This window comes from Streptomyces roseolus (assembly GCF_014649855.1).
Lineage (GTDB): Bacteria > Actinomycetota > Actinomycetes > Streptomycetales > Streptomycetaceae > Streptomyces > Streptomyces roseolus.
This window is the reverse complement of the sequence record NZ_BMTV01000019.1, coordinates 118,621-145,185: the sequence shown is the minus strand read 5'-3', so window position 1 is coordinate 145,185 and position 26,565 is coordinate 118,621. Positions and strand designations below refer to the sequence as shown.

The following is a 26,565-nucleotide window of genomic DNA, read 5'->3' as shown; positions in this document are numbered from 1 at the left end:
GGGCGGGACGCACCGGAGGCCCGGTACGGCGACCGACCGCCGTACCGGGCCTCCGGTGCGTCCCGCCCGGGTCAGGCGCGTCGCCGACTGCCCTTCATCGAGGCCCAGAGCATGTCGCCGACACCAACCACGACCACGGCGCCGAGGAGCTGGAGCAGGTGCCGGATCCAGTCGATGCCCTTGGTGTCGTTGACGCCGATCCAGGTGGCGACCGCGTTGCCCAGGACGCTGCCCAGAATGCCGAAGATCACCGTCAGCCAGAGTGGGATCTGCTGCTTCCCCGGGAGGATCGCCTTCGCGAGCAGACCCAGGACCAGACCGACGACGATCGCCCACAACCAACTCATATCCGCCTCCTCGTGACAATGTGGCCCCAGTCTCGTCCCGGTGGCCGTACGACGCATGTCGGGCGCGGCCGTCCGTGCCCCGGCCTCGTCGGCCCGGGACGGTGGACGTACGCTGGGAGAAGGTCCGGACCGGGGAGGTTCCGGCACGAGCGGCGGGTGGTGGAACGCGATGCGGAAGCGAGGGGAACCCGAGGTCTTCCGGATCACCGGGGCCCGGCAGGGGCTCGCGGACGACGTCCGGGGCAGGCAGCGGCGGTACGTCATCTCGATGTCGGTCCGGACGCTCTCCGTGATCGCGGCCGCGGCCCTGTGGAACGTGGAACGGCACGTGGCGGTCGTGGCGCTCGTGCTCGGGGTGCTGCTGCCGTACGTCGCGGTGGTGATCGCGAACGCGGGCCGCGAGTCCGCGCCCGGGCTCCCGTCGACCTTCCTGCCCTCGCCGGCGCGTCCCGCCCTCGGCGCGGGCGACGGCGGAGCGGAATCCGGAGCGGAACGCCCGTACGGGCAGGGCTGATCGGGGCGCGCCGACCACGGTGACGGTACGTCACGGCGACGCCGTCGGGAACCTCAAGAAAAGCTCAGATCAATCACGAGGTTCCGGTGCACCGCACCCAGGGTGCCGTGACATACTGCGTACGCGCTCCGCATCCCCCGTCGGAGCGACGGACCGATGCCGGGCAGCTCCCCCCGTGGCTGCTCGGCATCGCCCTTGCTGGACAATGATCCGGTGAGCGAAGAGAAGCCGATCTGTTCCGCCAAGGGCTGCCGCGCCGACGCCGTCTGGGTCCTCGCGTGGAACAACCCCAAGCTGCACACGCCGGAGCGGCGCAAGACCTGGCTCGCCTGCGAGGAACACCGCGAGCACCTGTCGCAGTTCCTGGGCGTGCGGGGTTTCCTGAAGGACGTGGTGCCCTTCGCCGACTGGGAGTCCGCGGCGGACGGGCCCGGCTCAGCCGCCGATCGCTGACATCGGACGGTCGGGCTGCAGGAAGCTCGGGTCGTCCAGGCCCGAGCCCGCCTTCTTCCCCCACATCGCCTTCTTCCACAGCTCGGCGACGTCCGCGTCCGGGGCGTCCGAGCGGAGCGCGGCCCGCAGGTCGGTCTCCTCGGTGGCGAAGAGGCAGGTGCGGATCTGGCCGTCGGCGGTGAGCCGGGTGCGGTCGCAGGCCCGGCAGAACGGGCGGGTCACGGAGGCGATGACGCCGACCGTGTGCGGTCCGCCGTCGACGACCCAGCGCTCGGCGGGGGCGGAACCGCGCTCCTCGGAGCCCTCGGGGGTGAGGGTGAAGCGGGTGCGGAGGGACTCCAGGATGTCCCCGGCGGTGATCATGCCCTCGCGCTTCCAGCCGTGCTGGGCGTCGAGGGGCATCTGCTCGATGAAGCGGAGCTCGTACCCCTCGGCGATCGCCCAGGCGAGCAGGTCGGGGGCCTCGTCCTCGTTGAGCCCCGGCATCAGGACGGCGTTGACCTTCACCGGGGTGAGGCCGGCCTCGCGGGCGGCGGCCATGCCGTCGAGGACGTCCCGGTGGCGGTCGCGGCGGGTGAGGGTCTTGAAGACCTCGGGGCGCAGGGTGTCGAGGGAGACGTTGACCCGGTCGAGCCCCGCGGCCTCGAGGGCGGTGGCGGTGCGCTTCAGCCCGATGCCGTTGGTCGTCAGGGACATCCTCGGGCGGGGCTCCAGGGCGGCGCAGCGCTCGACGATCCCGACGAGGCCGGGGCGGAGCAGCGGCTCGCCGCCGGTGAAGCGGACCTCGGTGACGCCGAGGTCGGTGACGGCGATCCGGATCAGCCGGACGATCTCGTCGTCGGTGAGCAGGTCCGGCTTGGCCAGCCACTGCAGTCCCTCTTCGGGCATGCAGTAGGTGCAGCGCAGATTGCACCGATCGGTGAGGGAAACGCGCAGGTCAGTGGCGACCCGGCCGTACGTGTCGAGGAGCACCGGTTCCCCTCCCCTTCTCCAGGTTCGCTTCTTTTTTCGAGCCTACGCGACCGCTCGGACATCGGGCACGGGCCGATTGTCACGAGGACGGCGCCGGCCGCGTCGTAGAACTCTACGACGCGGCCGGTGGCTTGTTGCGGACCGTATACGACCGGATGCGGTGCGGTCGCCCGCGGAGCGGTCAGTGCTTCACGGCGGCGGCGGTGCCGATGCCGGTGAGGGACTTGACCTCCAGCTCGGCGTACTTGCCCGCGTCCGGCTCCTCCTTGGAGAGGATCGAGCCGAGCCAGCCGAGGAGGAAGCCGAGCGGAATGGAGACCAGGCCCGGGTTCTCCAGCGGGAACCAGTGGAAGTCGACGCCCTTGAACATGGAGGCCGGGCCGCCGGAGACGACCGGGGAGAAGAGGACGAGGACGACGGAGGAGACCAGGCCGCCGTAGATCGACCAGAGCGCCCCCTGGGTGGTGAACCTCTTCCAGAAGAGCGAGTAGAGGATCGTCGGCAGGTTGGCCGAGGCGGCGACCGCGAAGGCGAGGGCGACCAGGCCGGCGACGTTGAGGTCGCGGGCGAGGGCGCCGAGGGCGATCGAGACGATGCCGATGAAGACGGTGGACCAGCGGGCGGCCCGCATCTCCTGCTTCTCGGTGGCCTTCCCGCGCTTGATCACGTTGGCGTAGATGTCGTGCGCGAAGGACGAGGAGGAGGCGAGGGTCAGTCCGGCGACGACGGCCAGGATGGTGGCGAAGGCGACGGCGGAGATGACGGCGAGGAGGATGGCGCCGGCGGTGGAGTCCGCGCCGCCGCCGACCTCCAGGGCGGTGAGCGGGGCCGCCGTGTTGCCGGCCTTGTTGGAGGAGGTGATGGTCTCGGGGCTCAGCAGGGCGGCGGCGCCGAAGCCGAGGACGATCGTCATCAGGTAGAAGGCGCCGATGATGCCGATGGCCCAGTTGACCGACTTCCGGGCGGCCTTCGCGGTCGGCACCGTGTAGAAGCGGATCAGGATGTGCGGCAGGCCGGCGGTGCCGAGGACGAGGGCGATGCCGAGGGAGAGGAAGTCGAGCTTCGAGGTCTCGGTGAGGCCGTACTTGAGGCCGGGCTCCAGGAAGGCGTCGCCCTTGCCGCTGTGAGTGGCGGCGGCGCCGAGCAGGTCGGAGAGGTTGAAGTCGAACTTCAGCAGGATGAGGAAGGTGATGAGGAGGGTGCCGGCGATGAGCAGCACCGCCTTCACCATCTGCACCCAGGTGGTGCCCTTCATGCCGCCGATGGTGACGTAGACGATCATCAGGACGCCGACCAGGGCGACGATCGCGACCTTGCCGCCGTCGCTGGTGATGCCGAGGAGCAGCGAGACGAGGACGCCGGCGCCGGCCATCTGGGCGAGCAGGTAGAAGATCGAGACGACGATGGTGGAGGTGCCGGCGGCGGTGCGGACCGGGCGCTGGCGCATCCGGTAGGCGAGGACGTCGCCCATGGTGAAGCGGCCGGAGTTGCGCAGCGGTTCGGCGACCAGGAGCAGGGCGACGAGCCAGGCGACGAGGAAGCCGATGGAGTAGAGGAAGCCGTCGTAGCCGTAGAGGGCGATGGCGCCGGAGATGCCGAGGAAGGACGCGGCGGACATGTAGTCGCCGGAGATCGCGAGGCCGTTCTGGAAGCCGGTGAACTGGCCGCCGCCGGCGTAGAAGTCGGCGGCGCTGCGGGTCTGCCGGCCGGCCCAGACGGTGATGGCGAGGGTGGCGACCACGAAGGCGCCGAAGAGGCCGATGATCAGCGGCCGGTGCTCGGCGGTGGCGTTGCCGGCGGCGAGCAGCGCGGGGGCGGTGGCGAGGGAGCTCATGCGTCGCCCTCCATACGGGCCTTGATGGCCTCGCCCTTGGGGTCGAGACGGAGCGCGGCGTGGCGGGAGTACAGCCAGGCGATGAGGAAGGTGGTGGCGAACTGGCCGAGGCCGAGGACGAGGGCGACGTTGATGTTGCCGAAGAGGCGGGTGCCCATGAAGCCGCCCGCGTAGTTGGAGAGCAGGACGTAGAGCAGGTACCAGGTGATGAAGGCGACCGTCAGGGGGAAGGCGAAGGAGCGGTAGGTGCGGCGGAGTTCGCCGAACTCCTCGCTGCGCTGGACCTCGACGAACTCCTCCGTGGTGGGCCGGGCGGGACCGGAATCGGTCCCGGCGCCCTCTCTCGGCGGCGGCGGTGCTTCGGTAGCCACGGACTCTCCTCGTGACGCGGGGGTGGACGACATGGTCAAGGGGGCCTCACCTGGGGGGTGCGGGACGGGGCGCCTGCCGACGCCCCTCCCCTGCTCAACGGCACGGAGCCGGAAGCGAAGTGGTTCAGGGGAGTGGATTTCTTCCCCGGAATCTCCATCCCGTCTTCTCAACTCATTGATGAGGGGGGAAGTTCAGCGATAGCTTCACTCGTCATGCACCTGCCCACGTGCAACCCCGCGGGTGGGCAGTACATACGGATGATGTGGAGAACCCATGGCTCATCTGGGATCGAGGCGCGGCCGAGCACTCGCTCTGCCTGCTGGTCTCGCGCTCACCGCTTCGCTCGGTTTCCTTCCTTCCGGCGCCGCCTCCGCCGCGGAAACGAGTGACGCTCCGGCGGCCGCCACCGTCGCGGCGACGGGCGAGAAGCTCTCGTACGTCGTCAACGTCGAGGGGGGCCGCTGGACGGCCTCCTCGGTGAAGAAGGCGATAGCCGCCGCCGGCGGCGAGGTCGTCATCGCCTACGACCAGATAGGCGTGATAGTCGTCCACTCGCAGAACCCGGCGTTCGCGCGGACGATCCGCCAGGCCCGCGGCGTGGTGTCGGCGGGTGCGACCCGTACCGCTCCGCTCTCCGTGCAGCGCGACGACTCGGTCGGCGGCGACACCGCGGAGCTGACCGCGGCCGAGGCCCTGGCCGCCGCGGCGACCGCCACCGGCGACCAGGAGCCGCTGGAGCCGCTGCAGTGGGACATCCCGGCCATCAAGGCCGACAAGGCGCACCAGAAGACCCTGGGCAGCAGCAAGGTGACGGTCGGCGTCATCGACACCGGGGTGGACGACACCCACCCGGACCTGGCGCCGAACTTCGACCCGAAGTCCTCCGCCAACTGCGTCTCCGGCAAGCCGGACACGACCCCCGGCGCGTGGCGCCCCCAGGCGGGCGAGTCCAACCACGGCACCCACGTGGCCGGTACGATCGCCGCCGCGAAGAACGGCATCGGCATCACCGGTGTCGCCCCGGGCGTGAAGCTCTCCGGCATCAAGGTGTCCACCCCGGACGGCTTCTTCTACACCGAGGCCGTGGTCTGCGGTTTCGTGTGGGCGGCCGAGAACGGCGTCGACATCACGAACAACAGCTACTACACCGACCCGTGGATGTTCGCCTGCAAGACGGACGAGGACCAGAAGGCCCTCGTCGAGGCGGTCACCCGGGCGAGCCGGTACGCGGAGAAGAAGGGCACGGTCAACGTGGCCGCGGCCGGCAACTCCCGGTTCGACCTCGCCGCGGACGAGATCCTGGACAAGTCCAGCCCGAACGACTCCGTGCCGGTCGAGCGGGTCATCGACCCGAGCGTCTGCGTCGACTACCCGGCCCAGCTGCCGGGCGTCGTGACGGTCTCGGCGACCGGCGCGAAGGACCTGAAGGCGTCGTACTCGAACTACGGTCTCGACGTCATCGACGTCGCCGCCCCCGGCGGTGACCGCACCGAGTACCAGGCCCCGGGGGCCCCGGCCACCAACGGCCTGATCCTGTCGACCGTGTTCAAGGGCGGCTACGACTACAAGGGCGGCACGTCGATGGCGGCGCCGCACGCCGCCGGTGTGCTCGCGCTGCTGAAGTCGACGCACCCGAAGGCGAGCCCGGCCGCGCTGAAGGCGCTGCTGTACGAGCAGGCCGACGAGCGGGCCTGCACCAACCCCTACGACATCAACGGCGACGGCACGGTCGACGCCGTCTGCGAGGGGGGCAAGGAGAAGAACGGCTTCTACGGAGCCGGTGTCGTCGACGCGCTGGACGCCGTCCGCAAGCGGTGACGCCCTGAGGTGACGGGCCCCGGTGCGGTCGTCCGCGCCGGGGCCCCTTCGCGTCCCGCGGGGATGGCACGGAGTGCCATAGTGCGGGTATGGACAGCACGGTTCGGAGCGGTACGGAAGCACTGTGGTCGGTCCTGGGCGGCGATCCCGCCCTGGTCGGACGGGTGGAGTTCGGCGGGGTGTCGGGGCTGCTCCCGGCGCGGCTGCCGGTGATGGACCTGGCGCGGGCGGCGGTCGCGGTCTGCGGGCTCGCGGCCGTGGAGCACGCGCGCGTGGCGGGGCCGGTGCGGGTGGACGACGGGGCGGTGGCCACCGCCTTCGTGAGCGAGCGTCACCTGCGGGTCGACGGGCGGACGCCGGTGGCCTTCGCGCCGCTGTCGCGGTTCTGGCGGGCGGCCGACGGCTGGGTCCGCACCCACGCCAACTACCCGCACCACAGGGCCGCGCTGCTCGCGGCGCTGGGCGCGGCCGACTCGGTGGAGGCGGTGGCGGAGGCGATCGGCGGGCGGCGGGCCGTCGACGTGGAGACGGCGGTGTACGGCTCCGGGGGCCTCGCGGTGGCGCTGCGGACGCCCGGGGAGTGGGCCGGGCACGCGCAGGGCCGCCAGGTGGCGGCGCGGCCGGTGCTGAGCCGGGAGCGGCTCGACGAGGCCCCGCCGCGGCGCCGTCCTGGTCCGCCGCGGGTCCTGGACCTGACCCGGGTGATCGCGGGCCCGGTGGCGACGCGGACGCTGGCGCTGCTCGGCGCGGACGTGCTGCGGATCGACCCGCCGGGCCGTCCCGAGCTGCCGGACCAGCACGCGGACACGGACGTCGGGAAGCGGACGGCGGCCCTCGATCTGGACCGGCGCGCGGACCGGCGGACCTTCGACGAGCTCCTGGACGCGGCGGACGTCCTGGTGACCGGTTACCGGCCGGGGGCCCTGGAGCGGTACGGCCTGGAGCGGCCGGGTCTGGTGACGGCCCGGCTGTCGGCGTGGGGCGACTACGGACCGTGGGGCGGGCGGCGCGGCTTCGACAGCCTGGTGCAGGTGGCGACGGGCATCGCGGTCACGGAGGGGTCCGGGGAGGAGCCGGGGGCGCTGCCGGCGCAGGCCCTGGACCACGGGACGGGGTACCTGCTCGCGGCGGCGGTGCTGCGGTCGCTGACGGAGCGGGAGCGGGACGGCGGCGGCCGCCTGGTCCGGCTGTCGCTGGCGCAGACCGCTCACTGGCTGACGCACGGCCTGCCGCGGTACGACCCGGAGCGGTACCTGACGGAGTCGGAGGGCCCGCTCGGGCGGCTGCGGCACGCGGTGTCGCCGGTGGCGTACGAGGGCGGCCCGGCGGGCTGGTCGCGCCCGCCGGGCGTCGCGGGGGCGGACGCCCCGGCGTGGGCTACGGCTTGACGAGGACCTTGAGGGCGGTGCGCTCGTCCATGGCCCGGTAGCCGCCGGGGACGCCGTCGAGGTCCACGGTGAGGTCGAAGACCGGGGACGGGTCGATGCGGCCGTCGAGGACGTCGGCGAGCAGTTCGGGGATGTAGGCGCGGACGGGGGCGACGCCGCCGCGCAGGGCGATGTTCCGGTCGAACATGACGGAGAGGTCGAGGCCGGTGCCGGAGCCGTGCGGGACGCCGACGTAGCCGATGGAGCCGCCGTCGCGGGTGATGTTCACGGCGGTGCGCATGGACTGCTCGGTGCCGACGGCCTCGATGACGCCGTGGGCGCCCTGGCCGCCGGTGAGCTCGCGGACGGCGGCCTCGGCGGCCTCGCCGCGCTCGGCGACGACGTCGGTGGCGCCGAAGGCGCGGGCGATGTCGGTGCGGGCGGTGTGGCGGCCGAGGGCGATGATCCGCTCGGCGCCGAGGCGCTTGGCGGCGAGGACGCCGCAGAGGCCGACGGCGCCGTCGCCGACGACGGCGACGGTGGAACCGGGGCGGACGCCGGCGCCGAGGGCGGCGTGGTGTCCGGTGCCCATGACGTCCGAGAGGGCGAGCAGCGCGGTCAGCAGGTGGTCGTCGGAGGCGGCGTCGGCCGGCAGCTTGACGAGGGTGCCGTCGCCGAAGGGGACGCGGACGGCCTCGCCCTGACCGCCGTCGGAGCCGGCCGAGCCCCAGAATCCGCCGTTGGGGCAGGAGGTCTGGAGGCCCTCGGCGCAGTGGTCGCAGGTGCCGTCGGACCAGACGAAGGGGGCGACGACGAGGTCGCCGGGCTTGAAGCCGCGGACCTCGGAGCCGGTCGCCTCGACGGTGCCGAGGAACTCGTGGCCGATGCGCTGGCCGGGCTGCCGGGCCGACTCGCCGCGGTAGGCCCAGAGGTCGCTGCCGCAGATGCAGGCGCGCAGGACGCGTACGACGACGTCCGTGGGGTCCTTCACGACGGGGTCGGGCACCTCCTCCACGCGCATGTCGAAGGGTGCGTGAATGGTGGTGGCGCGCATGGTTCCTCGTCCGGGTCAGCTACTTGTACGACGTTCACCGTACATCGCCTGGAGGGTGCCCGCGGCGATGCGGGGCGGCATGGCCCGGAAGTCCGGGGCCGGCGGCCGGAGCGGGCGGCGCCCGGGGTCCGCGGGCTGTCGGGGAGGCCGGACCGGAGGGGGTGGCGGTGCCGGTGGACCAGGGGCGGGGCCCCGCCGCGGCGGCCCGGGCGGTGGCGCCCCCGCCTCGGCGCGCGCCCTGCCGGAGGGACCTCCGGCAGGGCGCGGAGGCGCTTCCCGTGAGGGACATCACGGACATTCGGGATACCGAGGGCGGCACTGTCGGTCGCGGGCCGTATTCTCAATGACCATGCTCGACGACCGCACGACAGCAGCGACGTGGCCGGCCGCCTACCCGCAGGGGTACGCGGTCGTCGACGTGGAGACCACCGGTCTCGCCCGCGACGACCGGATCGTGTCCGCCGCCGTCTACCGCCTCGACGCGCAGGGCGACGTGGAGGACCACTGGTACACCCTGGTGAACCCGGAGCGGGACCCGGGACCGGTCTGGATCCACGGCCTCACCAGCAAGGTCCTCGAAGGGGCGCCGCTCTTCGCGCAGATCGCCGAGGAGTTCTCGGCCCGCCTCGACGGCCGCGTCCTCGTCGCGCACAACGCCATGTTCGACTGGCAGATGATCGCCAGGGAGTACGCGCGCGCCGAGCGGACCGCGCCCGTCAGGCAGCGGCTCTGCACCATCGCCCTCGCCAAGGAGCTGGCGCTGCCGCTGCCCAACCACAAGCTGGCCACGCTCGCCGCCCACTTCGGCGTGGTGCAGCAGCGCGCGCACGACGCCCTGGACGACGCGCGCGTGCTCGCCGAGGCCTTCCGCCCCAGCCTCCACGCGGCGGCGGAGCGGGGCGTGCGGCTGCCGCTCCTCGAATGCCGGCCGCTCACCGAGTGGGCGGCCTCGCCGGCCCGACCGGTGGTCGGCCGCCAGTCCTCGTACGGGGCGGGGAGCTGGCGCCCCTCCCGGAAGCGGCCCGCCTGCCCCTACCCCAACCCCGGCCGGTACGAGAGCGACAAGCCGCTCAAGCAGGGCATGCGGGTGGCCTTCTCCGGCGACACCTCCGTCGACCGCGAGCTCCTGGAGGACCGCACGGTGGAGGCCGGGCTGCACGTCGCCGGCTCCGTCTCCCGGCTCACCAGCCTCCTGGTCACCAACGACCCGGACTCCGCCACCTCCAAGACGGTCAAGGCGAAGGCCTTCGGGACCCCGATCGTCGACGAGGCCGCCTACGCCCATCTGCTGCGGGACGTGGCCCCGGCAGACGGGTGACACCCCGCCCCCGACGGGCGTGCCGTGCGGCGCGCGCGGCCCGCGGGGCACCACCCTGTGGCGCATGGCACGTTGTGAGGTCTGCGGAAACGATTACGGCATGTCCTTCGAGGTGCACGCGCAGGGCGCGGTGCACGTCTTCGACTGCTTCTCCTGCGCCATCCACCGCATGGCGCCCATCTGCGAGCACTGCCGGGTCCAGATCATCGGACAGGGCGTCGAGGCCGACGGGAAGTGGTACTGCGGCGCCCACTGCGCCCGCGCCGAGGGGAAGGCGGGCATCGTCGACCGGGTGTGAGCCGCCGGTCCCGTGACGAAGAAACGATCCTGGACGGGTGGCGCCGGTCACCCGACCCCTGTGCGGGCACCCCGCGAAGCGCGCTGTACGGTCGTGGGGTGTACCGCTTCCTGTTGTCCCGGCAGTGGGTGATCCTCACCCTCGTCGCCCTCGCCCTCATCCCCGTGATGATCGAGCTGGGCTTCTGGCAGTTCCACCGGCACGAACGCCGGGTCGCCCAGAACACCCTGATCGCGGACAACCTGAAGGCCGCGCCGGTCCCGGTCGAGGAGCTCACCTCCCCCGGCCACGTCGTGCCCCGCGCCGACTACTGGCGCCAGGTGACCGCCACCGGCACCTTCGACACCGCGCACGAGGTCGTCGTACGCCGCCGCACCTCCTCCGACGACCGGGTCGGCGCGCACGTCCTCACCCCGCTGGTCCTGGAGGACGGCCGGATCGTCCTGGTCAACCGGGGCTGGGTGCCCGGCGCCGCCAACCAGCGCGACTACCCCGAGGTCCCGCCCGCCCCCCGGGGCCGGGTCACCGTCACCGGCCGTCTCAAGGCCGACGAGACCACCGGCGCCAGCGGCATCAAGGACCTCAAGGGCCTGCCGGACCGTCAGGTGATGCTCATCAGCAGCCGCCAGCAGGCCGAGCTCATCGGCCGCGAGGTGCTCGGCGGCTACATCGAGCAGACCGAGCCCGCGGCGGCCGGCGGCTCTCCCGAACAGATCCCCGAGCCCGACCACGACTCGATCGGCGCGCACATGGCGTACGCGGTCCAGTGGTGGCTCTTCGCCGCCGGCGTGCCGGTCGGCTGGCTCGTCCTCGTACGCCGCGAGAAGCGCGACCGCGAGACCGGGACCACCGGGGGCGGCGACGGCGGGACCGAGGGCGCCGGGGCCGGGGACGGCGTCCCGCAAGGGGGCGACGACGCGATCCAGGCCACCTCGCCCCGCTGATTGACCGCCGTCGCTTCCGGGAACGCCCAGAGCGTGACCCGACGCATCGACGACTACGCCCTGATCGGCGATCTCCAGACCGCCGCCCTCGTCGGACGCGACGGTTCGATCGACTGGCTGTGCCTGCCCCGCTTCGACTCCGCCGCCTGCTTCGCCGCCCTCCTCGGCGACGAGGACAACGGCCACTGGCGGATCGCCCCGCAGGGCTCCGGCACCTGCACCTCCCGCCGCTACCTCGACGACTCCCTGGTCCTGGAGACGCTGTGGGAGACCCGCACCGGCACCGTCAAGGTCACCGACTTCATGCCCCAGCGGGACCGCGCCCCGGACGTCGTCCGGATCGTCGAGGGCGTCAGCGGCCGCGTCGAGATGAGCGCCGTGCTCCGCCTCCGCTTCGACTACGGCTCGATCGTGCCGTGGATACGGCGCTCCGAGGGCCACCGGGTCGCCGTCGCCGGCCCCGACGCCGTCTGGCTGCGCAGCGAGCCGCCCGTGAAGACCTGGGGCCAGCAGTACGCCACCTGCTCCTCCTTCACCGTCACCGCCGGGGAGCGGGTCGCCTTCGTCCTCACCTGGCACCCCTCCCACGAGCGGCGGCCCGCCCTCGTCGACCCCTTCGAGTCCCTGGAGCACTCGCTCGCCGACTGGCGGGAATGGGTCGGCCGCTGCGCCTACCGGGGGCCGTACCGCGACACCGTGGTCCGCTCCCTCATCACCCTCAAGGCGCTCACCTACGCCCCCACCGGCGGGATCGTCGCCGCGCCCACCACCTCCCTGCCGGAGGAGCTCGGCGGGGTGCGGAACTGGGACTACCGGGCCTGCTGGCTGCGCGACTCCTCCCTCACCCTCGGCGCCCTGCTCGCCGCCGGGTACGCCGACGAGGCCGCCGCCTGGCGCGACTGGCTGCTCCGCTCGGCCGCCGGCGACCCCGCCGACCTCCAGATCATGTACGGGCCCGCCGGCGAGCGGCGACTCCCCGAGACCGAGCTGCCCTGGCTGCGCGGCTACGCGGACTCGGCCCCGGTGCGGACCGGGAACGCGGCCGTCGACCAGTTCCAGCTCGACGTGTACGGCGAGGTCATGGACACCATGAACCTCGCGCGGGAGGCCGGCATCCCGCCCGAGCGGCACGCCTGGAACCTCCAGCTGAGCCTGCTCGGCTTCCTGGAGTCGCACTGGCGCGAACCCGACGAGGGACTGTGGGAGGTGCGCGGCCCGCGCCGCCACTTCACCCACTCCAAGGTGATGGCCTGGGTGGCGGCCGACCGGGCGGTGCGCACCCTGGAGGAGGACCCCTCGCTGCCCGGCGAGCCGGACCGGTGGCGGGCGCTGCGGGACGAGATCCACGCGGAGGTGTGCGCGAAGGCGTACGACGCGGAGCGGAACACCTTCACCCAGTCGTACGGCTCCGCCGAGCTCGACGCGGCGACCCTGCTCATCCCCCGCGTCGGCTTCCTGCCGCCGGACGACCCCCGGGTGGTCGGCACGGTCGACGCGGTCCGGGCCGAACTCACCCACCAGGGCTTCGTGCGGCGCTACACCCCCGACTCGGGCGCGGTCGACGGGCTGCCCGGACAGGAGGGCACCTTCCTCGTCTGCTCCTTCTGGCTCGCCGACGCGCTGCGGATGACCGGGCGCCGCGAGGAGGCGCGGGAACTCTTCGAACGACTGGTGCGGCTCACCAACGACGTGGGGCTCCTCGCGGAGGAGTACGACCCGGTGACGGGCCGGCAGCTCGGCAACTTCCCGCAGGCGTTCAGCCACATCGGACTGGTCGGTACGGCACTCGCGCTGCCCTGGGACGAGGCGGCAGGATAGACCCATGGATCTTGGACTGAAGGACCGCGTGTACGTCGTCACCGGCGCGACCCGGGGGCTCGGCCGGGCCACCGCGGAGGCGCTGCTCGCCGAGGGCGCCCGGGTGCTGATCACCGGCCGCGGGGAGGAGGCGGTCGCGACGGCCGCCGCCGAGCTGGGCGAGGGGGCGGCGGGACTCGCCGCCGACAACGACGACCCGGAGACCCCGGCCCGGCTGATCGCGGAGGCCCGTGCCCGGTTCGGCGGCTTCGACGGCCTCCTGATCAGCGTCGGCGGCCCGCCGCCGGGCTTCGCCGCGGACAACACCGACGAGCAGTGGACGGCGGCCTTCGGCACCGTCTTCCTCGGCGCGGTGCGGCTCGCCCGGGCGGCGGCCGAGACGCTGGGCGAGGGCGGCGTGATCGGCTTCGTCCTGTCCGGCTCGGTGCACGAGCCGATCGCGGGCCTGAGCATCTCCAACGGGCTGCGTCCCGGGCTCGCCGGCTTCGCCAAGTCCCTCTCCGACGACCTGGGCCCGCGCGGCATCCGGGTCGTCGGCCTGCTGCCGAGCCGGATCGACACCGACCGGGTGCGGCAGCTCGACGCGCTCTCCGGGGACGCGGAGGCGGCCCGCGCGGCGAACGAGGCGAAGATCCCGCTGCGCCGCTACGGCACCCCGGAGGAGTTCGGCCGGACGGCCGCCTTCCTCCTCTCCCCCGCCGCGTCCTATCTGACGGGCGTGATGCTGCCGGTGGACGGCGGCGCCCGGCACGGCTTCTGAGGCCGGGTCAGGTCACCCGGCGGGCGTGGTGCCTGACCGCGCGGAACCGGGCCTCGGTGGGCAGGGCGGTCAGCCCCGCGGACGTCCGCGCGCGGGTCAGCGCCTCGCCGCCGAGCCCGGCCAGCGCCTCGCCCGGGGACGCGTGCGGCTCCAGGAGGAGCGCGATGCGGGTCCGGGGGGCGGTGCGGCGGCCGGTGAGCGCGACCCGGGCCCGGGCGACGCCCTCCTGCGCGGCGGCGTCGGCCTCCAGGACGCTCTCCAGGGCCCGGCCGCGCACCACGGCGGCGTCGCCGTCGCCGGTGTCGACCAGGACCTCGGCGAGCCGGGCCCGGCGGAACTGGGCGATGAGCCACCACAGGGCGAGCAGGACGAGGACGCCGAGGACGGCGATGACCGTCGGCCACCACCAGCCCTCCGCGCGCCAGCGCTGCCGGCGGGCGGCGGTCAGGAGCACGTCGCCGGGGCCCGACCAGGGCCACCAGGACGGTACGGGCAGGTCGAGGCCGGCCGCGAGGACGGCGCCGCCGGCGAGGACGAGGAGCAGCCCGGCGAGGCCGAGCAGGACGCGGTTGACGCGCCGGAGGACGGCGGTGACCGGTGCGTGCACGGGCCTCACCCCTTCTTGGACGGGCGGTCCACCCGTACGGTCAGCGCGGGTCTGCGGGCGAGTCCGAGTTCCTCCACGCCGCCGGCGAGGACGGACTCGACGTCGGCGCGGACGTCGTCGAGCGGGCGGAAGTGGGAGACGGCCCGGACGCCGACCTTGGCGCGGCCGACCCTGACCTTCACGGACTGGACGCCGGAGACCTCCATGGCCCGGTCGCGCAGGGCGAGCGCGGCGGCCTCCCGGTCGAGTCCGGCCCGCACGTCGGGGTGGGCGCGGCGCATCGGCAGCACCTTCCGCAGGCCGGGGGTGCACGCCAGGACGAGGAGCCACAGGCCGAGGAGCACCACGAGGGCCGCGGCGGCGAGGGTCACGGCGTCGTCGAGGGTCCGGGTCGCGAGGTCGTCGGCGAGCTCGCGCCGCCAGCTCATGGCGGTCCGGTCGGCCCGGACGGCGGCCACGTCGTAGAGCAGCAGTCCGGCGCCGCCGAGGACGACGGCGGCGAGCAGCGCGGCGGGGACCCGCCGCACGGACCAGAAGCGCCGGACCCGCTCGCCTTCCGTCCCGCGGTGCTCGTCGCTGTCGTGGGCGCCGAGGACGGGCACGGGGCCGGGCGGGGAGCCGGGCGCGGGGTCGATGGGCTGTTCGGGTGAGGTCATGCCAGGCGGCCCTTCCGGGCGGTGGGCGCGGTGCGCGGCGAGTGGAGGCGCTCGACGTGCACGGCGACCTCGTGGACCTCCATGCCGACGAGTTCCTCGACCCGGCCGCGGACCCGGGCCCGGACGGCCCCGCAGCGACGGCCGACGTCCGTGGGGTAGTCCAGTTCGAGGCTGATGGAGATGCGGGCGGCGTCCCGGTGCACGACCACCGAGGCGTGCGGCCGGTGACCGCCCTCCGGCACTCCGCCCAGGGCCTCCTTGGCGGCCTGGGCGGAGATCTTCGCGACCACCCGGTCGGCGATCGTGGTGGCGCCGCGCTCGCGGACCGCCGGGCGTTCCGTGACGTCGGTGGGCACCGCCGTCACCGCCGCCGGTCGCCGCGGTCGCGGCTGCGGAGCAGATCGCCGGGTTCGAGGTCGCCGTCGAGGAGGCGGCCGACCACGAAGCCGACCGCGCCCAAGGCCGCGACCAGGAGAAACGCCCCGAAGCCGCCGAAGTATCCGGCGAATCCGAGACCCATGCCGGCCAGCAGACCGACCACCGCCATGCTCATGCTGAACCCCTTTCCGAGCCCTGCGGTCCGTGTGCCCGTGCCGGGCGGTTACTGCAGCCGGGATTCCGGCTCGTCTTCCTCTTCGTCGGGCAGCTTCACGTCGCTGACCGCGATGTTGACCTCGACGACCTCCAGGCCGGTCATCCGCTCCACGGCCGCGATCACGTTCTCGCGGACCGCTCCGGCGACGTCGGAGATGGAGACGCCGTAGTCGACGACGATCTCCAGGTCGAGGGCGGTCTGCACCTCGCCGACCTCCGCCTTCACGCCCCGGGTGACGCTCGCCTTGGCGCCGCCGCCGCCGGGGACGCGGTCGCGGACGGCGCCGAAGGTGCGGGAGAGCCCGCTGCCCATGGCGTGGACGCCGACGACGTCACGGGCGGCCATTCCGGCGATCTTCTCGACCACGCCGTCGGCGATGGTGGTGCGGCCCCGGGTGGCGGCCGAGCCGCCGCCCCTCTTGGTGACGGCGGTGGATTCCCCGCCGCGTTCGCTGTCTGTCATGATTCAGCCCCTTTCAGGATATTTCGGGGTTCTTCGCTCACATTAAGGGCGGTTACCCGATACCGCTCCAGGGATACGGCAGGCTGGGGCAATGACCACGAGTGACGGTTGGACGACGGCGGTGCGCGACCGCCTCGCGCCGGGCAGGCTGCTGCCGCTCGGCACGGCGGCGGACGGGGTGTGGCTCGCGGAGCGCGCGGCCCGGCAGGCATGGGGCCGAACGGTGGCGGGGGTGCGGGGCGCGGTGCCGGGCCGGCTGCGGATCGGCGCGGCGGGACCGGCCGGGGAGGCGGGTCCGTTCCCGGTGCCGCCGGGCGGGCTGCCGCCCGGGCCGCTGCGGATCGAGGCGGAGTTCGCCGCGGTGGCGGGCGGGCGCTCGCTGCCGGAGACGGCGGAGGAGGTACGGACGCTGCTGCTCGCGGCGGCCCGGGAGCTCGGGCTGGCGGTCGCGGAGGCCGACCTGCGGGTGACGGACCTCCTGGAGGAGGCGCCCGCGCCGGAGCCCGCTCCCCCGCCGCCGGACCGGACCCCGCCGGCGACGGACGATCCGGTGGCGCGGGCGGTGCTGCGGGTGCCGGGCGTGGCGGCGGTGACGGACGCGCTGGGCCCGCCGGTGCACCGGACCCCGGAGGCGGTCCGGGTGGAGTGCGCGGTGACGGCGGACCGCCCGGTCGTGGAGACGGCCCGGGCCGCGCGCGCGGCGGCGGCCGCGGCGGCCCCGGAGGGCGCCGCGGTCACGGTGGTGGTGACGGAGCTGCGGTAGGGCGGCCGGGCGTCAGTCGCCGAGGCCGGCGAGGTCGCGGAGGCGGCGGGCCTGGGCGGCGCGCTCGGCCGTGCGCTGGTCCTCGTAGGAGCGGCCGGCGGCGCCCTGGAGCAGCGCCTTGGTCTCGACGACCGCGTCGCGCGGCGCGGCGAGGAGGGCGGCGCTCAGGCCCCGTACGGCCGCGTCGAGTTCGTCGGCGGGCACGGCGATGTTGGCCAGGCCGATGCGCTCGGCCTCCTCGGCGTGGACGAAGCGTCCGGTGGCGCAGATCTCCAGCGCGCGGGCGTAGCCGACGAGGGAGACGAGCGGGTGCGTGCCGGTGAGGTCGGGGACGAGGCCCAGGCTGGTCTCGCGCATCGCGAACTGCACGTCCTCGGCGACGACCCGCAGGTCGCAGGCGAGGGCGAGCTGGAAGCCGGCACCGATGGCGTGGCCCTGGACGGCCGCGATGGACACGAGGTCGCTGCGGCGCCACCAGGTGAACGCCTCCTGGTACTCGGCGATGACCGCGTCGAGGTCCGCGTCGGACCCGCGCGCCATGTCGAGGAAGGACGGCTCTCCGTCGAAGCCCTCGGGCGTGAAGGCCTGTCGGTCGAGTCCGGCGGAGAAGGACTTGCCCTCACCGCGCAGGACGACGATCCGCACGCTGCCCGGAAGCGACCGGCCGGCTTCCGTCAACGCCCGCCACAGAGCGGGAGACTGGGCGTTGCGCTTCGCCGGGTTGGTCAGGGTCACCGTGGCAACGGCGTCCTCGACGGTGAGCCGTACACCGTCCTTGTCGAAGACGAGCTGGGAGTCGTCGGGCGTGGTCATGGGGCGCCTCCGGTTCCAATGCAGCACTGCATCCGATGCTAAGTGACTGCACAGTAACCACCTGACCGGTCGCAGGACCGACCGGGTGCCCACCGGGAGGATCCCGGTGGACGGGTCGAGCCGCCCCCGGCGTCAGGCCGAGGCCGCCTTCTTGCCCCGGGTCGCGCCGCCGCGACCACGCAGCGTCACTCCGGATTCGCTGAGCATCCGGTGGACGAATCCGTAGGAGCGGCCCGTTTCCTCGGCCAGCGCCCGGATGCTCGCTCCGGAGTCGTACTTCTTCTTCAGGTCTGCCGCGAGCTTGTCGCGCGCGGCGCCGGTCACCCGGCTGCCCTTCTTCAGAGTCTCGGCCACCCGTGCCTCCTCATGGGAAGTGCGCTCTGGACTTCTCATGATCACCCCTCCCCGGCATCCTGGCCACCCATTCGACAAGGTCCGTCCCGCCGGGTTTGCCGCCGGGCACGACGCCCGCACGATCGGAAGCCGACATTCCGCGCGGCTGGATCGCATCCCTCAAAGGAGTGGATCAAGGGATTGCCAGGTCAGCCGCATCGAGGGAACAAATGTACGACGCGGGCCCTGCCGGAAGGATTCGGCAGAGGCCCGCGCCGTGGGTACGAGACCTTCTCACTCAGATGACGGATCCGGCGATGAGCCGAATGATCCAGTCGGAGCTCAGGCGAGCGCGACCAGATCCGCGTAGTCCGGGCCCCAGAGGTCCTCGACGCCGTCCGGGAGCAGGATGATCCGCTCCGGGTCGAGCGCCTCGACGGCGCCCTCGTCGTGGGTGACCAGGACGACCGCGCCCTTGTAGGTGCGCAGCGCGCCGAGGATCTCCTCGCGGCTCGCGGGGTCGAGGTTGTTGGTGGGCTCGTCGAGCAGCAGCACGTTGGCCGAGGAGACGACCAGGGTCGCGAGGGCGAGCCGGGTCTTCTCGCCGCCGGAGAGCACCCCGGCGGGCTTGTCGACGTCGTCGCCGGAGAAGAGGAAGGAGCCGAGCACCTTGCGGACCTCGACCAGGTCGAGGTCGGGCGCGGCGGAGCGCATGTTCTCCAGGACCGAGCGTTCCGGGTCCAGGGTCTCGTGCTCCTGGGCGTAGTAGCCGAGCTTGAGGCCGTGGCCGGGGGTGACCTCGCCGGTGTCGGGCTGCTCCACCCCGCCGAGGAGGCGGAGCAGGGTGGTCTTGCCGGCGCCGTTGAGGCCGAGGATGACGACCCGGGAGCCCTTGTCGATGGCCAGGTCGACGTCGGTGAAGATCTCCAGGGAGCCGTACGACTTGGACAGGCCCTCGGCGGTGAGGGGGGTCTTGCCGCAGGGCGCGGGCTCGGGGAAGCGCAGCTTGGCGACCTTGTCGGAGGCACGGACCGCCTCCAGGCCGGAGAGCAGGCGCTCGGCGCGCTTGGCCATGTTCTGCGCGGCGACCGTCTTGGTGGCCTTGGCGCGCATCTTGTCGGCCTGCGAGTTGAGGGCGGCGGCCTTCTTCTCGGCGTTCTGGCGCTCGCGCTTGCGGCGCTTCTCGTCGGCCTCGCGCTGCTGCTGGTAGAGCTTCCAGCCCATGTTGTAGACGTCGATCGTGGAGCGGTTGGCGTCCAGGTAGAAGACCTTGTTGACGACGGTCTCGACCAGGTCGACGTCGTGGGAGATGACGATGAAGCCGCCGCGGTAGCTCTTCAGGTAGTCCCGCAGCCAGACGATCGAGTCGGCGTCGAGGTGGTTCGTCGGCTCGTCGAGGAGGAGCGTGTCGGCGTCCGAGAAGAGGATCCGGGCGAGCTCGATGCGGCGGCGCTGACCGCCGGAGAGGGTGTGCAGCGGCTGGCCGAGGACCCGGTCGGGCAGTCCGAGGGCGGCCGCGATGGTGGCGGCCTCGGCCTCGGCGGCGTACCCGCCCTTGGTGAGGAACTCGGTCTCCTGGCGCTCGTACTGCTTGAGGGCCTTCTCGCGGGTGGCGCCGGAGCCGTTCGCGATCCGCTCCTCGTTCTGCCGCATCTTGCGGAGGAGCACGTCGAGGCCGCGGGCGGAGAGGACGCGGTCGCGGGCGAGCACGTCGAGGTCGCCGGTGCGCGGGTCCTGGGGGAGGTAGCCGACCTCGCCGGAGCGGGTGATGGTGCCGCCCGCGGGCTGGCCCTCGCCGGCCAGGCACTTGGTGAGGGTGGTCTTGCCGGCGCCGTTGCGGCCGACCAGCCCGATGCGGTCGCCCTTGGCGACGCGGAAGGAAGCGTTCTCGATGAGGATGCGGGCGCCGGCGCGCAGCTCGATGCCGGAAGCGGTGATCACGGACAGACTCCAGGGCGGTGGGAAGACGGCGGAAGAGACGGCTGGTGGCGGGCGTCGGCGCCGCTAATGCACCCAGAGGAGAACGGCCATGCGGCCAGTCTAACGGGCTGATGCAACTGGTTTTCGGCCACACGGGCGACGGAGGACGGAAGGGACCTTTCTCTCCTTACCCATCTGATCGCCCGATTCCTCTCCAAAAAGAGCGGATCTGTCGAGATCGGTCGATACTCGGCGGAGGGCGGCGGTCCGGCCGCCGCGGCGACGCGGAGGTGGACCGTGCAGTTCGACGACGACGCCCGTCTGGACACCTCCGAGGTGAAGGACGTGCGCGGCAGCCGCATCCCGGGCGGGAGGGCCACCGTCGGCGGCGGGATCATCGGCTTCATCGCCCTGGTCCTCGGCGTGTTCTTCGGCGTCGGCCCCGACCAGCTCGGGCTCTCCGGCGGCGACGAGGACGCGCCCGCGGCCAGCTCCTCCTCCGCGGCGCAGGTGAGCCGGGACTGCCGGACCGGAGCGGACGCCAACAGCCGGCAGGACTGCCGGACCGTGGCCGTGGTCAACAGCCTCCAGGACTACTGGCGCGGCGAGTACGCGCGCCGGGGCGGCACCTACGTCCCCGCCTCCACCGTCCTCTTCAGCCGGCAGGTGAGCACGGCGTGCGGCGCGGCGAGCTCGGCGGTCGGGCCGTTCTACTGCCCCGGCGACCGGAAGGTCTATCTGGACCTGGGCTTCTTCGAGGAGCTGCGGACGAAGTTCGGCGCCGGCGGCGGCCCCTTCGCCCAGGCGTACGTGGTGGCCCACGAGTACGGCCACCACGTCCAGAACCTGATGGGGACGCTCGGCCGCGCCCAGGACGGGCGGACCGGGGCGGACTCCCACGCGGTCCGCGTCGAGCTCCAGGCGGACTGCTACGCGGGCGTGTGGGCCCGGCACGCGACGACCACCCCCGACGAGTCCACCGGGCGACCGCTGCTCACCCGGCTCGACGACGCCGACATCCGGGACGGCCTGGACGCGGCGGCGGCCGTCGGCGACGACCGCATCCAGGAGCGCTTCCAGGGCCGGGTGACCCCGGAGACCTGGACGCACGGCTCGGCGGAGCAGCGCCGGCAGTGGTTCCACACGGGCTACCGGACCGGCGACATGGCCCGGTGCAACACCTTCCGCTGACGGTCGGCACCGACTGCGAGACTGTGTCACAGGTCACATCTGGCCGAGCGGCGTCGAACGAGAGGGAGTGAGCGGGATGTCCGAGGCACCCGACATCTGTCCGGCGCTGACGTACCGGGACGCCAAAGCCGCGATCACGCTGCTCACGGAGGCCTTCGGGTTCACCGCCACCGCGGTGTACGAGGGCGAGGACGGCCTGGTGGCCCACGCCGAGCTGTCGTACGGGAACGGGACGGTGATGCTCGGCAGCTCGGGCACCGGCAGCGCGTTCGACAAGCTGATGGCCGGATCCGGTCCGGTGGGCGTCCACGTCCGGGTCCGCGACGTCGACGAGCACCACGCCCGCGCCGTCGCCCACGGCGTGGAGATCCTGATGCCGCCCACGGACCAGGACTACGGCTCCCGCGACTACATGGCCCGCGACGGCGAGGGCAACGTCTGGAGCTTCGGGACGTACGCGCCCGGCGGGGCCGGCTGACCCGGGAGCACGGCGGGCGGGCGCCGGAAGCGGCGCCCGCCGGGCCGGGCGGCGTCAGACCGTGCCGGTGTGGACCTGGAAGGCGGCGCGGCGGACCGCCTTGGCCAGGGCCGGGTCGGGGTGGGCGGCGGCGAGGGCCACGAGCACCTGGACGGTCCTCGGGTGGCCCACCGCCCTGACCTCCTCCAGGAGGGCGGGCACGGTGCCCTGCACGGCCGAGTCCAGGTGCCGCACCAGCAGCTCGCTCTCCCCGTGGTCGGCGACGGCGGCCGCGGTGTCCACCCAGAGCCAGGTCGCCTCCTCGCGGGTGAGGACCTCCTGCGCGTCGTCGGGGTCGGTGCCCTCGTACTCGGCGAGCCACAGCAGCGCGTACGGGCGCAGTGAGGGCTCGGCGACCGCGGCGCGGACCTCCGCCTCGGCGGGGGCGCCGACGACCCGCAGCGCCTCGAAGGCGAGGCCGCGCAGCAGGGCGTCCTCGCCGCGCGCGGCGGCGAGGAGCTCGGCGACCGCGCCGGCCAGCGGGCGGGCGGCGAGCCACGCGCGGTACTCGTCGCGGGCCGGTCCCGGGGTGAGCCGGGCGCAGCCGCGGAGCATGTCGGCGGCGGACTGCTCGATGTTGCCGGCGGGGCTCTGCGCGGCCACGCAGATCTGCTCCAGCTTGACCCACACCGCCCAGTTGCCGAGCGGGGTCAGGGTCGCGTGGCGTCCCTCCGGGCCGTCCTCCCCGTCCAGGGTGAGCGCGCCGACCTCGGCGAGGCCCTCGAGGGCCCAGTCGAGCAGGGCGGGCAGCCGCTCGGCGGGCGGCGCGGGGTGCGCGGGCGCACCGTCGCCGGGCACCTCGCAGCGCTCCTCGCGGAGTTCGTCGACGCGCTGGCCGAGGAGGTCGAGGAGGACGGGGACGAGGACGGGGCCCTGGGAGAGCTGGAGCAGTGACAGGACCTGCGGCACGGCCTCCACGACCTCGGCGACCGCGCCGGGCGCGACGCCCTCGGGGGCGGGGTGGACGAGCGACCAGGCGTCGAGGAGCGCGACCCAGCCGCGGAGCACGGCGGAGTCGTCCCGGTCCCAGGCCTGGAGCCGCCAGCCGGGACGGACGGTGGCGCCGTGCAGCTCGACGAGGCCGGCGAGCCGGGCCCGGTCCCAGCCGGCCCGGACCCGATCCGGCGTCAGGTCGAGTTCGGCGGCGGCCTGTTCGGCGGTCGTCGCGCTCGGGGCGGGGGCGGCGCCGGCGACGGAAGCGGAGGACGGCGGGGCCGTCGCCGCGCGCGGGCCCGGCCGGGGGCCGCGGGGGGCGGCGGCCCAGCGGGCGATCCGCACGGCGTCGGCGAGGACGAGTCTGGCCTGGCGGGCCAGTTCCGCGCGGGGCGGCGTGCCCTCGGGCGGCCTCGGGGCAGGCCGGGTGCGGCGCGTCGTCGCGGCCCGCCGTGCGGTGGCCAGCGAGCGCGGACGGACGAGGCGGAGTCTGGAGTTGCGCGCCAATGGTTCATCGGGCTTTCGAGACGTCACGGGGGCAGTCTTCCCGCTGACGGCCCGAAAGCCCAATCGGAATCCGCCACGCCGTCACGAACGGGCCTCCGCCCGCGCGCGGCGGGCGGTGGGGGCGCTACACGAGGGGGGTCAGATAGCGGCGCAGGGCCTCTTCGTAGCGGAGGGGGTTCGCGTTCCACATAGCGGCGTGGGGGGCGTGGCGGACGGTCAGCAGGGTCACCAGGTCGGGGCGGCTCGCGGCGAGTTCGACGGACCGCTCCCAGGGGGAGATGGTGTCGTCGGGACCGTGCGCCAGGAGGACGGGGACGCCGAGGCCCACCGTGTGGTCGGGGTGCGGGCCGGTGCGGCCGAGGGCGGCGCGGACGGCGAGCGGCACCAGCGGGCCCGGGACGCCCCGGGCGGTGGCGAGGTTGCGGACGGTGGCCTCCCAGTCGAGGACCGGGGAGTCCAGGACCAGGCCGGCGATGCGGTCGCGCACGCCCGACTCGGCGGCGGCCCGCAGCGCCATCGTGGCGCCGGTGCCCCAGCCGTGCAGGACGATCTTGGAGGCGCCGCGGCGGACCGCGTACCGCAGGACCGCGTCGACGTCGCGCCACTCGGTGTCGCCGAGCCGGGCGAGGCCGTCCGCCGGGGCGGGGGCGCCCCGGTCGCCGCGGTAGGCGGGGACGAGGACGGGGACCCGGCGGCGGGCGTAGAAGGGGACGAGGTTCAGCGTGTGCTCGCGGCCCGCGCCGATGCCGTGCAGGGCCACGACCCAGGTGGCGCGCGGACCCGTGACCAGCCAGGCGGGGAGCGGGCCGAGCTCGCCGGGGATCTCGACGTCCTCGTGCGGCAGGCCGAGGGCGGTCTCCGGGGTGCCGGTGTGCAGCTGGGGGGTGAGGCGGACCCGGCTGCCGGGGCCGAGTGCGCCGCGCTCGACGCGTTCGAGCCGGCGGACGACCGTGTCGGCGGTGTGCGGGACGCGGTCGAGGACCGGTCCGGTGACCGCGTGCAGGCCGGGCGCCGTCATCCCGTACGTACCGGGGCGCAGCGAGGCGAGGCTGCGGGTGAGGGTGACCCGCTCGGGACCCGTGGCGTGCACGGTGAGCTTGGGGTCTCCGGGGAGGGCTCGGCCCGAGGCCGCCCCGAGGACGACGTCGCTGGCGTGTCGGCCGGCCGCCACGGCGGCCGCACCGAGACCGATCAGGGTGGTGACGGCCGCTGCCGTCGCTGTAGCCGGGCGCACCTTCCCAGTCTCGGGAGGAAGCGGGGAGGCTGCCACCGGGCGGGGCCGGGCGGGTGTCGCGCTTCCTTCGCTCCCGAGGGTGACGAGGGTCTCCTCGGGGGGTCGTCCGTGGGGGTGAAGATGTCCAGGGGGTGGGACGGGCGGACGGGCGCGGGGAGGAGGGCGGGGCCGACGGGGGCCGGGAAGGGCGGGATCACCCGTGGTTCCGGGGTGACCGGATGGTGGACAGAGGGGCGTCCCGGAGCGGAAGCGGAATCTCACGGAGCCGGATCGAGACACTGCGATGCCCCGTCCAGTTCACCTTCCGTTCACTCAGGTTGCCTACGTTCGACGAGCCACTGACGTCAAACGATTGCCTGGGTAAATGGAACACATCACGCTGCTGCTCGCCATTGTGGTCGTGACAGCTCTCGTGTTCGATTTCACGAACGGTTTCCACGACACCGCCAACGCGATGGCCACGACCATCTCGACCGGTGCCCTCAAGCCCAAGACGGCGGTGGCCATGTCCGCCGTGCTGAACCTGGTCGGCGCGTTCCTGTCCGTGGAGGTCGCCAAGACGATCTCCGGCGGGATCATCAACGAGGAGGGCATCCGCACAGAAGTGATCTTCGCGGCCCTCGTCGGCGCCATCCTGTGGAATCTGCTGACCTGGCTCCTGGGCCTGCCGTCCAGCTCCTCCCACGCGCTCTTCGGCGGCCTCATCGGCGCCGCGGTCATGTCGGCCGGCTGGTCGGCCGTGAACGGCTCCACCATCGTCACCAAGGTCCTCATCCCGGCCGTGGCGGCCCCGCTCGTCGCCGGTCTCGCCGCGATGGCCGCGACCAGGCTGACGTACAAGATCAAGGCGAACCCGGAGGCCAAGGCGACCGCCAAGGGCTACCGCGCCGGCCAGATCGCCTCCGCCGGTCTCGTCTCGCTCGCCCACGGCACCAACGACGCCCAGAAGACGATGGGCATCATCACCCTCGCCCTGGTCACCCAGGGTGTCGTCGCCCCCGGCTCGAACCCGCCCCTGTGGGTCATCGTCTCCGCCGGCGTCGCCATCGCGCTCGGCACCTACCTCGGCGGCTGGCGCATCATCCGCACCATGGGCAAGGGCCTCACCGACCTCCAGCCGCAGCAGGGCTTCGCCGCCCAGACCAGCGCCGCCACGGTCATCCTGGCCTCCTCGCACCTCGGCTTCTCCCTCTCCACCACCCAGTCCTGCTCGGGTGCCGTGATGGGCGCCGGCCTCGGCCGCAAGGGCGGCGTCGTCCGCTGGTCGACCGCCACCCGGATGTTCGTCGCCTGGGGCCTGACCCTCCCGGCCGCCGGCCTCGTGGGCGCCGCCGCCGAGTTCCTCACCAAGCAGGGCCCCTGGGGCATCGCCGCCACGGCGGTCGTCCTGGTCGGCGGCTCGGCCGTGATCTGGACGCTCTCCCGCCGCCAGCCGGTCGACCACACCAACGTCACCGCCGACGACCTGGACGGGAACGACTCCGACTCCGGCACCCCCGGCGTCGTGACCACGGCCATCGCCGCCGTCACCCCGCCGCCGGCCGGCACCGTCGCCGCCGTCGCGGACGACGGCCTGAAGACCACCATCCACGCGCCGGGTCCGAACGACCCCGCCGCTCCCCCGGCCCCCGCCGCCGCGGTCTGAGACCTCCAAGGAAACGGGAAACCAAGCCATGAAGATCGACTGGGCAGCTCTCGGCTCCGTCTTCGGAGTCAGCCTCGTGGCGACCGTCGCCCTCGTGGGCCTCTTCACCCTCGGCATCGTCGGCCTCACCAAGCAGGAGGAGGCCGCGGCCCGGGGAGGGTCCGCGACCCTCGCCCGCACCGGCGCCTACGCCTGCTTCGCGCTCTGCGCGGCCGCCGTCGCGTACGGCATCTACCTGATCGTCGTCTGACCCACGGCACCCGGAGGGCCGGGCCCGCACCTCTCACGGGGGCGGGCCCGGCCCTCGTGTCTGTGGCGCTCCGCACAGTGACCCGTCGCAGGTCAAGGGTGAGTTGACGGCCGTTCGCGGGGCGTGGTGGACTGCCGGGGCCAGTACGGCGGCAATGGAGAGGAAGCCCGGTGCGATTCCGGCGCGGTCCCGCCACTGTGACCGGCCCCGGTGAACAGCCCGGGCCGGGAGTCAGGAACTCTCGCCGCCCGTCACGTCGACCCAGGGCGC

The 26,565-nt window shown here is 73.6% G+C and carries 29 protein-coding genes and 1 riboswitch; of the genes, 14 read left to right on the top strand and 15 right to left on the bottom strand.

Features of this window, described 5'->3' with window-relative positions:
- Window positions 1–71: 71 nt before the first annotated feature.
- The gene (locus IE245_RS22805) at window positions 72–347 is read right to left on the bottom strand and encodes a GlsB/YeaQ/YmgE family stress response membrane protein (protein WP_189950513.1); all 276 of its coding nucleotides are present in this window, start codon (window positions 345–347) and stop codon (window positions 72–74) included.
- A 169-nt stretch (window positions 348–516) separates the two neighbouring features.
- Here IE245_RS22805 and IE245_RS22800 point away from each other — a divergent pair, with 169 nt between their 5' ends.
- Window positions 517–861: a DUF3099 domain-containing protein gene (locus IE245_RS22800; protein ID WP_189950510.1), complete on the top strand. Its 345-nt coding sequence runs from the start codon at window positions 517–519 to the stop codon at window positions 859–861.
- 213 nt (window positions 862–1,074) lie between these two features.
- Window positions 1,075–1,314, top strand: coding sequence for a hypothetical protein (locus IE245_RS22795; protein ID WP_189950508.1), 240 nt, complete (start codon window positions 1,075–1,077; stop codon window positions 1,312–1,314).
- Here the strand turns inward: IE245_RS22795 and moaA are convergent.
- From moaA to IE245_RS22780, 3 genes are all read right to left on the bottom strand, one after another.
- On the bottom strand, window positions 1,297–2,286 hold the full coding sequence (gene moaA / locus IE245_RS22790; protein WP_189950506.1) for a GTP 3',8-cyclase MoaA: 990 nt from the start codon (window positions 2,284–2,286) through the stop codon (window positions 1,297–1,299). The two genes, IE245_RS22795 and moaA, sit on opposite strands and share 18 nt — an antisense overlap.
- A gap of 181 nt (window positions 2,287–2,467) precedes the next feature.
- Window positions 2,468–4,120: a monocarboxylic acid transporter gene (locus IE245_RS22785; protein WP_189950503.1), complete on the bottom strand. Its 1,653-nt coding sequence runs from the start codon at window positions 4,118–4,120 to the stop codon at window positions 2,468–2,470.
- Window positions 4,117–4,491, bottom strand: a complete 375-nt coding sequence (locus IE245_RS22780) for a DUF485 domain-containing protein (protein WP_189950501.1) — start codon at window positions 4,489–4,491, stop codon at window positions 4,117–4,119. Before IE245_RS22780 ends, IE245_RS22785 begins: the two co-directional genes overlap by 4 nt.
- A 274-nt stretch (window positions 4,492–4,765) precedes the next feature.
- Between IE245_RS22780 and IE245_RS22775 the strand changes: the two genes are divergently transcribed.
- Complete coding sequence (locus IE245_RS22775; protein WP_189950498.1) at window positions 4,766–6,310, top strand: S8 family peptidase; 1,545 nt, start codon at window positions 4,766–4,768, stop codon at window positions 6,308–6,310.
- A gap of 89 nt (window positions 6,311–6,399) precedes the next feature.
- The gene (locus IE245_RS22770; protein ID WP_189950496.1) at window positions 6,400–7,698 is read left to right on the top strand and encodes a CoA transferase; all 1,299 of its coding nucleotides are present in this window, start codon (window positions 6,400–6,402) and stop codon (window positions 7,696–7,698) included.
- Here IE245_RS22770 and IE245_RS22765 read toward each other — a convergent pair.
- Window positions 7,688–8,731 (bottom strand): zinc-dependent alcohol dehydrogenase family protein, encoded by a 1,044-nt coding sequence (locus tag IE245_RS22765; protein ID WP_189950494.1) that lies wholly within the window; start codon window positions 8,729–8,731, stop codon window positions 7,688–7,690. The two genes, IE245_RS22770 and IE245_RS22765, sit on opposite strands and share 11 nt — an antisense overlap.
- Before the next feature lie 343 nt (window positions 8,732–9,074).
- Between IE245_RS22765 and IE245_RS22760 the strand changes: the two genes are divergently transcribed.
- The 5 genes from IE245_RS22760 (at window position 9,075) to IE245_RS22740 (ending at window position 13,869) form a co-directional block, all read left to right on the top strand.
- On the top strand, window positions 9,075–10,049 hold the full coding sequence (locus IE245_RS22760) for a DEDDh family exonuclease (RefSeq protein WP_189950492.1): 975 nt from the start codon (window positions 9,075–9,077) through the stop codon (window positions 10,047–10,049).
- 64 nt (window positions 10,050–10,113) lie between these two features.
- Window positions 10,114–10,347, top strand: coding sequence for a metallothionein (locus tag IE245_RS22755; protein ID WP_169086049.1), 234 nt, complete (start codon window positions 10,114–10,116; stop codon window positions 10,345–10,347).
- A 98-nt stretch (window positions 10,348–10,445) separates the two neighbouring features.
- Complete coding sequence (locus IE245_RS22750; protein WP_189950490.1) at window positions 10,446–11,291, top strand: SURF1 family cytochrome oxidase biogenesis protein; 846 nt, start codon at window positions 10,446–10,448, stop codon at window positions 11,289–11,291.
- Window positions 11,292–11,324: 33 nt separating this feature from the next.
- On the top strand, window positions 11,325–13,109 hold the full coding sequence (locus IE245_RS22745) for a glycoside hydrolase family 15 protein (protein ID WP_189950489.1): 1,785 nt from the start codon (window positions 11,325–11,327) through the stop codon (window positions 13,107–13,109).
- Between the two features lie 4 nt (window positions 13,110–13,113).
- A complete protein-coding gene (locus tag IE245_RS22740) occupies window positions 13,114–13,869 on the top strand; it encodes an SDR family oxidoreductase (RefSeq protein ID WP_189950487.1) in 756 nt (251 codons plus the stop codon).
- A 7-nt stretch (window positions 13,870–13,876) separates the two neighbouring features.
- Here the strand turns inward: IE245_RS22740 and amaP are convergent, their stop codons facing one another.
- Genes amaP through IE245_RS22715 form a run of 5 tightly spaced genes read right to left on the bottom strand, consistent with a single transcriptional unit; the run spans window position 13,877 to window position 16,189 of the window.
- Window positions 13,877–14,476, bottom strand: coding sequence for an alkaline shock response membrane anchor protein AmaP (amaP, locus tag IE245_RS22735; RefSeq protein WP_189950485.1), 600 nt, complete (start codon window positions 14,474–14,476; stop codon window positions 13,877–13,879).
- 5 nt (window positions 14,477–14,481) lie between these two features.
- Window positions 14,482–15,132, bottom strand: a complete 651-nt coding sequence (locus IE245_RS22730) for a DUF6286 domain-containing protein (protein ID WP_189950483.1) — start codon at window positions 15,130–15,132, stop codon at window positions 14,482–14,484.
- A complete protein-coding gene (locus IE245_RS22725; protein WP_189950481.1) occupies window positions 15,129–15,488 on the bottom strand; it encodes an Asp23/Gls24 family envelope stress response protein in 360 nt (119 codons plus the stop codon). The genes IE245_RS22730 and IE245_RS22725 overlap by 4 nt, the downstream gene beginning before the upstream one ends.
- Before the next feature lie 5 nt (window positions 15,489–15,493).
- The gene (locus IE245_RS22720; protein WP_169086037.1) at window positions 15,494–15,685 is read right to left on the bottom strand and encodes a hypothetical protein; all 192 of its coding nucleotides are present in this window, start codon (window positions 15,683–15,685) and stop codon (window positions 15,494–15,496) included.
- Window positions 15,686–15,733: 48 nt separating this feature from the next.
- Window positions 15,734–16,189: an Asp23/Gls24 family envelope stress response protein gene (locus IE245_RS22715; protein WP_189950479.1), complete on the bottom strand. Its 456-nt coding sequence runs from the start codon at window positions 16,187–16,189 to the stop codon at window positions 15,734–15,736.
- Between the two features lie 91 nt (window positions 16,190–16,280).
- On the opposite strand from IE245_RS22715, the gene IE245_RS22710 reads away from it, so the two are divergent.
- Window positions 16,281–16,952 (top strand): hypothetical protein, encoded by a 672-nt coding sequence (locus IE245_RS22710; protein ID WP_189950477.1) that lies wholly within the window; start codon window positions 16,281–16,283, stop codon window positions 16,950–16,952.
- Between the two features lie 12 nt (window positions 16,953–16,964).
- Here the strand turns inward: IE245_RS22710 and IE245_RS22705 are convergent, their stop codons facing one another.
- The 3 genes from IE245_RS22705 to IE245_RS22695 all read right to left on the bottom strand — a co-directional run bounded on the left by IE245_RS22705 (window position 16,965) and on the right by IE245_RS22695 (window position 20,039).
- Complete coding sequence (locus tag IE245_RS22705; protein ID WP_189950475.1) at window positions 16,965–17,765, bottom strand: enoyl-CoA hydratase/isomerase family protein; 801 nt, start codon at window positions 17,763–17,765, stop codon at window positions 16,965–16,967.
- Between the two features lie 132 nt (window positions 17,766–17,897).
- Window positions 17,898–18,119 carry a helix-turn-helix domain-containing protein gene (locus IE245_RS22700; protein ID WP_006123601.1) on the bottom strand — a complete coding sequence of 74 codons (222 nt, stop codon included), beginning with the start codon at window positions 18,117–18,119 and terminating at the stop codon, window positions 17,898–17,900.
- A 321-nt stretch (window positions 18,120–18,440) separates the two neighbouring features.
- Entirely contained in the window at window positions 18,441–20,039 is a 1,599-nt protein-coding gene (locus IE245_RS22695) for an ABC-F family ATP-binding cassette domain-containing protein (RefSeq protein ID WP_189950473.1), read from the bottom strand.
- Window positions 20,040–20,315: 276 nt separating this feature from the next.
- On the opposite strand from IE245_RS22695, the gene ypfJ reads away from it, so the two are divergent.
- Complete coding sequence (gene ypfJ, locus IE245_RS22690; RefSeq protein WP_189950471.1) at window positions 20,316–21,209, top strand: KPN_02809 family neutral zinc metallopeptidase; 894 nt, start codon at window positions 20,316–20,318, stop codon at window positions 21,207–21,209.
- A gap of 76 nt (window positions 21,210–21,285) precedes the next feature.
- A complete protein-coding gene (locus tag IE245_RS22685) occupies window positions 21,286–21,687 on the top strand; it encodes a VOC family protein (protein ID WP_189950469.1) in 402 nt (133 codons plus the stop codon).
- A gap of 54 nt (window positions 21,688–21,741) precedes the next feature.
- Here the strand turns inward: IE245_RS22685 and IE245_RS22680 are convergent, their stop codons facing one another.
- Window positions 21,742–23,193, bottom strand: a complete 1,452-nt coding sequence (locus IE245_RS22680) for a hypothetical protein (RefSeq protein ID WP_373305379.1) — start codon at window positions 23,191–23,193, stop codon at window positions 21,742–21,744.
- A 97-nt stretch (window positions 23,194–23,290) separates the two neighbouring features.
- Entirely contained in the window at window positions 23,291–24,400 is a 1,110-nt protein-coding gene (locus IE245_RS22675; RefSeq protein WP_189950467.1) for an alpha/beta hydrolase, read from the bottom strand.
- 364 nt (window positions 24,401–24,764) lie between these two features.
- Here IE245_RS22675 and IE245_RS22670 point away from each other — a divergent pair, with 364 nt between their 5' ends.
- Together IE245_RS22670 and IE245_RS22665 are read left to right on the top strand one after the other, a co-directional pair.
- Window positions 24,765–26,045, top strand: coding sequence for an inorganic phosphate transporter (locus IE245_RS22670; RefSeq protein WP_189950465.1), 1,281 nt, complete (start codon window positions 24,765–24,767; stop codon window positions 26,043–26,045).
- A gap of 28 nt (window positions 26,046–26,073) precedes the next feature.
- Window positions 26,074–26,295: a hypothetical protein gene (locus tag IE245_RS22665; protein ID WP_189950463.1), complete on the top strand. Its 222-nt coding sequence runs from the start codon at window positions 26,074–26,076 to the stop codon at window positions 26,293–26,295.
- Window positions 26,296–26,454: 159 nt separating this feature from the next.
- A riboswitch (cobalamin riboswitch) is annotated at window positions 26,455–26,536 on the top strand.
- Window positions 26,537–26,565 lie beyond the last annotated feature (29 nt).

Coding starts and splice junctions, on each gene's coding strand:
- IE245_RS22805 (WP_189950513.1), bottom strand. CDS start 347: ATGAGTTGGTTGTGGGCGATCGTCGTCGGTCTGGTCCTGGGTCTGCTC.
- IE245_RS22800 (WP_189950510.1), top strand. CDS start 517: ATGCGGAAGCGAGGGGAACCCGAGGTCTTCCGGATCACCGGGGCCCGG.
- IE245_RS22785 (WP_189950503.1), bottom strand. CDS start 4,120: ATGAGCTCCCTCGCCACCGCCCCCGCGCTGCTCGCCGCCGGCAACGCC.
- IE245_RS22775 (WP_189950498.1), top strand. CDS start 4,766: ATGGCTCATCTGGGATCGAGGCGCGGCCGAGCACTCGCTCTGCCTGCT.
- IE245_RS22770 (WP_189950496.1), top strand. CDS start 6,400: ATGGACAGCACGGTTCGGAGCGGTACGGAAGCACTGTGGTCGGTCCTG.
- IE245_RS22765 (WP_189950494.1), bottom strand. CDS start 8,731: ATGCGCGCCACCACCATTCACGCACCCTTCGACATGCGCGTGGAGGAG.
- IE245_RS22760 (WP_189950492.1), top strand. CDS start 9,075: ATGACCATGCTCGACGACCGCACGACAGCAGCGACGTGGCCGGCCGCC.
- IE245_RS22755 (WP_169086049.1), top strand. CDS start 10,114: ATGGCACGTTGTGAGGTCTGCGGAAACGATTACGGCATGTCCTTCGAG.
- IE245_RS22740 (WP_189950487.1), top strand. CDS start 13,114: ATGGATCTTGGACTGAAGGACCGCGTGTACGTCGTCACCGGCGCGACC.
- IE245_RS22730 (WP_189950483.1), bottom strand. CDS start 15,132: ATGACCTCACCCGAACAGCCCATCGACCCCGCGCCCGGCTCCCCGCCC.
- IE245_RS22720 (WP_169086037.1), bottom strand. CDS start 15,685: ATGAGCATGGCGGTGGTCGGTCTGCTGGCCGGCATGGGTCTCGGATTC.
- IE245_RS22715 (WP_189950479.1), bottom strand. CDS start 16,189: ATGACAGACAGCGAACGCGGCGGGGAATCCACCGCCGTCACCAAGAGG.
- IE245_RS22710 (WP_189950477.1), top strand. CDS start 16,281: ATGACCACGAGTGACGGTTGGACGACGGCGGTGCGCGACCGCCTCGCG.
- IE245_RS22705 (WP_189950475.1), bottom strand. CDS start 17,765: ATGACCACGCCCGACGACTCCCAGCTCGTCTTCGACAAGGACGGTGTA.
- IE245_RS22685 (WP_189950469.1), top strand. CDS start 21,286: ATGTCCGAGGCACCCGACATCTGTCCGGCGCTGACGTACCGGGACGCC.
- IE245_RS22670 (WP_189950465.1), top strand. CDS start 24,765: ATGGAACACATCACGCTGCTGCTCGCCATTGTGGTCGTGACAGCTCTC.
- IE245_RS22665 (WP_189950463.1), top strand. CDS start 26,074: ATGAAGATCGACTGGGCAGCTCTCGGCTCCGTCTTCGGAGTCAGCCTC.